Consider the following 7,202-nt stretch of genomic DNA (forward strand, 5'->3'; position numbering starts at 1 on the left):
CCGATCTCCCGCTGGCTTGTGCCCCGGCGATGCTCGGCAAAGATCACCGCCCGCTCACCCCCATCCAGATGCAGCCCCCGCCTCTTCATCGCAACCCCCCTCCAAACCTCACGTGTTGCGGTTCATTCTAGAGGAGAAGAAGCGTTCAGCCGGTTTCCGGTGCCCGGGGCTAGCCCAGCCGGTCGAGCCGTCCCCTGTTCCGCATGATGTTGCGGTAGTCCCATTGCACCCTGCGCGCCTCGGCGAGCCAGAGGTCGAGCGCCGCAGGGTCGATCTCCTCGACCGTGCGGTAGCGTGCCTCTGCGGCCTTGAAACTGCCCTCGGGGGCAAGGCCGGGGGCGGCAAAGGACTGGCCGCTCCAGAACAGGAGCCGGATGCAGGATTTGAGCTTCGAGTAGCCGGTGATCGGATTGCCGTTCAGGAACCAGACCGGATGGGCGTGCCAGACCTTCGCTTCCGCATCGGGCAGAGCGCTGGCGATCGCGGTGCGGAGCGCGTCGCAGATCGCCCGGTCCGCCGGGGCGAGTGCGGCGTGATAGTCGTCGATGCTTGCCTGCGCCATGAGGGAGGGTGGCATGGGACGGGACAGCCTGCAACATTCGTGCAGCGTCCGGTGGGTTCGGGGGCGGAGGCTCGGGTTTCGGGCAGGGGGCCTGTCTCACGCGGAAGAGCGGAAGCGCCTGGACCGCCTCGGATTTGATCCGGGGTCCCTGGGTGGCGGTGGAGGTCCCGGGGCAAGCCCCGGACGGGCAGAGCAAGGCAGCTCCTATACCCGCAGCGGGTCGGCCTTCGCCAGCCGGTCGAATGCCATCAGGCTTGCCACCAGCGCCGGCATCTCGCGCAGCGGCACCATGTTCGGCCCGTCCGAGGGCGCGCGGTCGGGGTCTTCGTGAGTCTCGATGAACACTCCGGCGATCCCCAGCGACACGGCGGCGCGGGCCATCACCGGGGCGAATTCGCGCTGGCCGCCGGACGATCCGCCCTGGCCGCCCGGCTGCTGCACCGAATGCGTCGCGTCCATGATCACCGGCCAGCCGGTCCGCGCCAGGATCGGCAGGGACCGCATGTCGGCCACCAGCGTGTTGTAGCCGAAGCTGACACCCCGTTCCGTCAGAAGGATGCGCTCGTTCCCCGTCGAGGCCACCTTCTCGGCCACGTTTGCCATGTCCCAGGGCGCAAGGAACTGGCCCTTCTTCACGTTCACCACCGCGCCCGTCTCACCGGCCGCGAGCAGAAGATCGGTCTGCCGGCACAGGAAGGCGGGGATCTGGATCACGTCGACCACCCGCGCCGCCTCGCGCGCCTGGCCTGCGTCATGCACGTCGGTCAGGACCGGCATCCCCATGCCGCGCACCGCGTCCAGCACCTTGAGACCGGCCTCCATCCCCAGGCCGCGCTTGCCCGACAGCGAGGTGCGGTTCGCCTTGTCGTAGCTGGCCTTGAACACATATTGCGCCCCCGCTGCCCGGCAGGCCTCGGCCATGGCACCCGCGATCATCTGGGCGTGATCCAGGCTTTCCAGCTGGCAGGGCCCGGCGATCACCAGAAGCGGCCGGTCGTTCCCGACGGTCAGCCCGCCGATCGTCACATCCCTCATGCGCATGCCCTCAAGACGAGACCTGTTCCCGCAGGATCGAGACGGTCATCGAGACCATGAGATAAATCCCCAGCATGATCAACATGGTCACCAGCGTGTTCTCGAAGGCGCGGGGATAGGTGGGTTCGTCCGGCGGGATCGGGCTGACCGAGAGCGAGAGATAGCGGACCTGGCGGTTGGCCTCGATCCGCGCGGTTTCCTTCGATTGCAGGGCCTGGGCCAGCAGCATCTGCCGGGTCTGGAGATCGGCCTGCGCGACAAGCAGCTCACCCTGAATCTCGGCCAGGCTGGTGGTACCGGAGGTGCCGTCGCTCATCCGCGAGCGCAGTTCTGCAACCTGGGCCTCAAGCGTGGTGATGCGGCGCTTGATCGGCTCCATCCGGGCCTGGTTCGGCTCGGGGTTCGATTCCATCTGCGCCAGCGACAGCCGTTCCTGGGTGATCTGGGTTTCAAGCTGGGTGATCTGGGCGACGACCATCCCGACCTCGGTTTCCGAGGAGATGATCTTGAACTTCTCCTGCAACTCGATCAGCTTGCGCTGCGAGGCGGTCAATGCTTCCTGCGCGGAATCGTAGCCGGCCTGGGCCTCGCGCATCTGGTCGCCGCGCAACCGCTGGGTCAGGTGGTCGACCTGGCCTTCGGCATAGCTGATCAGCTGTTTCGACCAGTCCGCCGCGACCTTCGGATCGGCGGCGATGACATCCATGCGGATCACGCCCTCGGTCGTGTCGAAGGAGATCTTCAGGAACTTCTTGTAGACCTTGTAGGCAGCCTCCAGGCTGGCGTCGGTCGCCAGCCGTTGCAGCGGGTCAATCGTCTCGCTCTGGAAATGGGCGCGGAAGCCCAGGTCCTCTTCCAGCCGCGTCATCGCCTCGCGCGATTGCAGATAGCCCTGCACGGCGATGGAATCCTGCGAGGTGGCAAAGGCGGTGCCCGAAAAGAGCCCGCCAAGCGAGCCGCCCGACGAGGCGGGTCCAGCCTGCTGGATCACGAATTCCGAGCGGACCGCATACATCGGCGTGGCGATGACGTAGAAATACCAACCCGCGAGGAAGGTGGGCAGCAGCACGAAGGCGAAGAGCCGCGCGCCGAGGAGCGCGAGCCGCCGCCGCCGCCGCCGGGCGATGTCCTGCTGCATCCGCAGGATTTCGGCGGCCTGGTTCACCTCGGCGCGCTGTTCGGTCGAGGGGAGTTGCGCAGGCTTGATCTTCTTCGGCAGTTGCACCGTGTCGCCGGGCAGGCGCGCAAGTTCGCGGCCGGCGGGAATTGGCGAGGCGACGGGCGCGGTTTCCGCAGGCTGGGCGGGAAGTTGCTCCGGCGCCGGTTCGGAGGCCGGGCCTACGATGCGCAGGAGGGAGGCGCGGGAGAAGGGATCGACCCCCGCCTCGCGCAAGAGCCGCACGGCATCCGCTTCCGAGGTCGCGTTCAGCCGGTGCCGTTCCGCGATCATCGCGGCGCGGCGCAGCTGGCGCGAGGTAAGCCCCTCGGCGGCGATGGCCGCGTTCGCGGCGGCGACCTCTTCCGGTGTCCCGGCCCTGGCGACGGGCTCGATCCGGGCTTCCGCCGCCTCGGCCCCCGCTGCCGTGGCAGTAGGCCCGGGACGCTCCGCCGCTTCCGGTTCCGCAGCATTCCGGTCTTCGGGGCGGCGGAAGTCGAGGTTGCCGAAGCCGTCCTCCTCGGTGTCGAACAACAGGCCGCTGCCCGCCCCGGCTTCCGCAGGCGCAGGCCGTTCGACCCGGCGGGTGTGGTAACGGGCGGCCTTAGGATTGGTAGTCATAGAGGCGTTTCGCTTCTTCGAGGGTCTCGAACTGGTAGAGCCGGCCGTTCTTCAGCACGGCGGCAGAGCGGCAGAACTTCTCCAGCGTCTTGGGAGAGTGCGAGACGATGACGACGGTCGCGTCGCGCAGGCGTTCCTGGAGGATGTTGCCCGCTTTCCGGTTGAACTCGACATCGCCGCTGGCGGGCATCCCCTCGTCGATCAGGTAGATGTCGAACTCGATCGACAGGAGGAGGGAGAAGGAGAACCGCGAACGCATCCCCGAGGAATAGGTGGCGAGCGGCATGTCGAAATATTCGCCGAGGCCGCAGACCCAGCGGCAGAAGCTTTCGACATAGTCGGGGTCGAGCCCGTAGAGCCGGGCGATATAGCGGCAGTTTTCCTTGGCGGAATGCTTGCCGTTCACCCCGCCCATGAAGCCGAGGGGGAAGGAAACGCGCGAGGTCTTGCGGATGATGCCCTCGTCGGGCTTTTCCAGCCCCGCCATCATGTTGATGATCGTGGTCTTGCCGGTGCCGTTCGGGGCGAGGATGCCCAGCGAATGGCCCAACTCGACCCGGAAGGAGGCGCGGTCGAGGATGACCTTGCGCTGCGTTCCGGTCCAGTACGATTTCGACACGTCTCGGAATTCGATCATCCCAGCCTCGGCGCCCTGGGGACGGGCGTCTGCCTCTTGCTTACGGCCATATCGTTAACATCGGGTTTGTGGCCTTAAAAGGGCTGGTGCCGGGCATGGGCGGACGAGGGGCACGGGTCACGCTTTTGTGCGCGGGGCCGGGCTCGGGCCAACGAGGAGCGCGATCGGCCCGGCGAGGAGGCTGAGCGCAAGGCCAAGGCGGGCGGCCTCCTGCATCGCCCCGCCGGGCAGGGCGGTCTCCAGGCTGAGGACGGGGATGGTAAAGCCCATCGCGAGGATCAACGCGATGCGCAGCACGTCGCGCAGGCCGATCCCCTGCGGCAGGCGCAGGCCCAGGGCGGCGGCAAGGCCGAGGCCGAGGATAAGCATGCCCGCCGGGCGGCCGAGCCAGAGTGCGGCCAGGGTGGTGATGGTGGTGGGCGCGAAGGCCATCAGGTCGATCCCGCCGCGCGTGAGGCCGAAAAGGAAGAGCACGCCGATCAGCGGCCAGCACAGCGCCTGGGCCAGGCGGTTCAGGGGGTCGTGCAGCAGTTCCTCGGCTTCAGCGAAAAGGCCGAAGCTGCGGTCGGCATGGGCGATGGCGGGGATCACCGGCAAGAGGCCAAGCGCCGGGGGCAGGCCCGAAGCCGCGACGCCGATCCAGGACAGGAGACCCGCGACGACATAGGGCGCCAGGCGCAGGCCCGCGCGGCGGCGGGTCTCTGGCGCGTCGGGGGCGGGGGCGCGTCCGAAAAGCGCCCAGCTCGTCAGCGCGGCGACAAGCGGCAGCAGAAGCCACGCCAGCCGGATCGAGACCTCCGGCGCGGCGAGCCCCGCGATCAGAAGCGCCAGGATATCGGTCGCGATGGCGATCAGGAGAAGGAGGTGCAGCGCCGGATGGCCGGGCCCGAAGGCCGCGCGCCCGACCAGGAAGGCAAGCACCGCATCGGTGCCGAGCGGCACCGGCCAGCCGGTCGCAAATCCCGCCTCTGCGGCGGTCTCGACCAGTTGCCCGGTGACGATCCAGACCCCCGCAGCGCCGAGAAGCCCGCCGAGGATCAGCCCCGCCGGCAGGATGGCCTGCCGCCCCTTCAGCGGGCCGTGTTCCAGCGTCAGCGCCTCCCAGAGCTCCTTGCCGAGAAAGAAGAGGAACAGCGCCATCAGCCCGTCGGCCACGATGTTCATCGGCGTCAGGCTGAAGGGCAGCGGCGCAAGCCAGCGCGGCAGGTCGAGGTCGAGAAGCCGACCCTCGATCATGTCGTAGTAGCTCGCCGGGGCCAGGTTCACCCAGAGCGTCGCCAGTCCCGCCCCGCCGAGCAGGGCCTTGGCGAACCGGGGGACGAAACTGGAGACGCGATACATGGGGGACTCGGGTTCGGCTGGCTGGTCCCCGCCATTTGACCGTGATTTGCCGCTGCCGCAATGGTTTCGCGCGATCGCGGACGCGGCGCTGTCGCCGGGGCATCTCGACCGGGAGCAAGCGCCACGGGTTGCGGGTCGGGCGGCGTGGGTCCAGTCTGGCGCGATGGGGCTGATCGAGGATATCCGGGCCTGCCGCCTGTGCGCGCCGCGCTTCGCGGCCACCGCGACCGGACACGCGCCGCGCCCGGTGGTCTGGTTCCGCCCCGGCGCGCGGCTTGTGGTCGCGGGGCAGGCGCCCGGCCTTCGCGTGCATGAGAGCGGGCGGCCCTTCACCGACCGTTCCGGCGAGCGTTTGCGCGACTGGATGGGAGTGACGGAAGCCGAGTTCTACGACCTTGCCCGCGTAGCCGTGGTGCCGATGGCCTTCTGCTTTCCGGGCTATGACGCGAAGGGTTCCGACCTGCCGCCGCCCGAGATCTGCGCGGCGACCTGGCGGGCGCGGGTTCTGGCCGCTCTGGGGGCGGTGCCGCTGCTCCTGCTGGTCGGCGGTGCGGCGATCCGCTGGCATCTGGGGATGCGCGACGTGACGAAAACCGTGGCCGATTGGCGCGGACCGGCCGCGCAGGGCGTCTTTCCCTTGCCGCATCCGTCCTGGCGGAATACGGCATGGCTGAAACGCAACCCCTGGTTCGAGGCCGAGCTGCTGCCCGCCCTGCGCGCCCGGGTGCGGGAGGTACTGGATGTCTGATGTCGTGACCCTGCTCGATGCCGCCCATGCTGCGGTCTCTGCCGATCCGGAGAACGAGGCGCTGCGCCTGCGCTTCTTCGAGCGGCTGGCCGATGGGGAAATGGTGGTCCTTCTGGAGCGCGAGGTGGCGGGTGAGAGCATCGAGCCGAAAGTCTTCGATCTGGAGGACGGCCCGGTGGTGCTGGTCTTCGACCGCGAGGAACGGCTGGCCGAGTTTTCCGGCGGCATCGCGCTCTATGCGGCGCTGCCGGGCCGGGTGATCGCCGGGTTGTTGAAAGGGCAGGGGATCGGCATGGGGGTGAATCTCGGGGTCGCGCCATCGTCGATGCTGCTGCCGCCCGAGGCGATGGATTGGCTGGCCGAGACGCTGGACGGCGGCCCGGAAGAGGTGGAGGCGCTGCCGCAGGAGTTCCTGGCGCCCTCGGTCCCCGAGGCGGTGATCGCGGCGCTGGACGGCAAGCTCGCGCGCGCGGGTGGGCTTGCGGCGGCGGCGCTGCTGGCGGGGGTGGTCTATCGCAATGGGCGGCGCGGGCATCTGCTGGCGCTTCTCGATGCGGCCGAGGGGGCCGAAGGGCCGCTGGCCCGCGCGATGAACGAGGCTCTGGTGTTTTCCGGAAGCGAGGCGGGCGAGCTGGACGTGGTCTTCCTCGCCACGGAGTCCCCGGCGGCACAGGCGATGGCGCGGGTCGCGCTGCGCTTCGACCTGCCAGCGCGCGAGGTGCAGGACCTCGCCCCCGCCGCGCCCGGCATGGACCCCTCGCGCCCGCCGAAGCTGCGCTGATCCGGCGGGGCGGCTGGCGGAAACGGCGGAGCCTCCGGCGGGGATATTTGGGCAAATGTGAAAGGCGGAATTGTGGGGTACTATAATACCGTTATTGCAAGATACTGATTTTGCTTGTGTAAATATTGGTTCTGCCGCTTGACGCTGTGCATGTGTTCGGCGATAAGCCCGCATCCGAGATTCCGGGGGCAGTCACGCCCCCCTCTTCGTTGGGAATGCCATGAAAACCTTCACCGCTACTCCGGCGGACATCGAGAAGAAGTGGATCCTGATCGACGCCGAGGGCGTCGTTCTGGGCCGCCTTGCCACGATCGTCGCCAA

General features: G+C 68.5%; 7 protein-coding genes and 1 pseudogene. 3 read left to right on the top strand and 5 right to left on the bottom strand.

Annotated features, from left to right (window positions below):
* Positions 1-169 precede the first annotated feature (169 nt).
* The 5 genes from JNJ68_RS15080 to JNJ68_RS15100 all read right to left on the bottom strand — a co-directional run bounded on the left by JNJ68_RS15080 (position 170) and on the right by JNJ68_RS15100 (position 5,352).
* Positions 170-577, bottom strand: coding sequence for a DUF1801 domain-containing protein (locus tag JNJ68_RS15080; RefSeq protein ID WP_294983317.1), 408 nt, complete (start codon positions 575-577; stop codon positions 170-172).
* A gap of 189 nt (positions 578-766) precedes the next feature.
* A complete protein-coding gene (kdsA, locus tag JNJ68_RS15085) occupies positions 767-1,597 on the bottom strand; it encodes a 3-deoxy-8-phosphooctulonate synthase (RefSeq protein WP_294983319.1) in 831 nt (276 codons plus the stop codon).
* A gap of 10 nt (positions 1,598-1,607) precedes the next feature.
* The gene (locus tag JNJ68_RS15090; protein WP_294983321.1) at positions 1,608-3,374 is read right to left on the bottom strand and encodes a capsule biosynthesis protein; all 1,767 of its coding nucleotides are present in this window, start codon (positions 3,372-3,374) and stop codon (positions 1,608-1,610) included.
* Complete coding sequence (locus JNJ68_RS15095) at positions 3,358-4,011, bottom strand: ATP-binding cassette domain-containing protein (protein WP_294983323.1); 654 nt, start codon at positions 4,009-4,011, stop codon at positions 3,358-3,360. The genes JNJ68_RS15090 and JNJ68_RS15095 overlap by 17 nt, the downstream gene beginning before the upstream one ends.
* Before the next feature lie 117 nt (positions 4,012-4,128).
* Entirely contained in the window at positions 4,129-5,352 is a 1,224-nt protein-coding gene (locus JNJ68_RS15100; RefSeq protein ID WP_294983325.1) for a Na+/H+ antiporter NhaA, read from the bottom strand.
* A gap of 163 nt (positions 5,353-5,515) precedes the next feature.
* Between JNJ68_RS15100 and JNJ68_RS15105 the strand changes: the two genes are divergently transcribed.
* The 3 genes and pseudogenes from JNJ68_RS15105 to JNJ68_RS15115 all read left to right on the top strand — a co-directional run.
* Positions 5,516-6,100, top strand: a complete 585-nt coding sequence (locus JNJ68_RS15105; protein WP_294983327.1) for a uracil-DNA glycosylase family protein — start codon at positions 5,516-5,518, stop codon at positions 6,098-6,100.
* Positions 6,093-6,881, top strand: coding sequence for an SseB family protein (locus tag JNJ68_RS15110; protein WP_294983329.1), 789 nt, complete (start codon positions 6,093-6,095; stop codon positions 6,879-6,881). The genes JNJ68_RS15105 and JNJ68_RS15110 overlap by 8 nt, the downstream gene beginning before the upstream one ends.
* Positions 6,882-7,101: 220 nt before the next feature.
* Positions 7,102-7,202, top strand: a pseudogene (locus JNJ68_RS15115) (uL13 family ribosomal protein); the annotation flags it as partial.

Origin of the sequence: Tabrizicola sp. (assembly GCF_016793705.1) — a bacterium.
In the GTDB taxonomy this organism is placed as follows: Bacteria; Pseudomonadota; Alphaproteobacteria; order Rhodobacterales; family Rhodobacteraceae; genus Tabrizicola.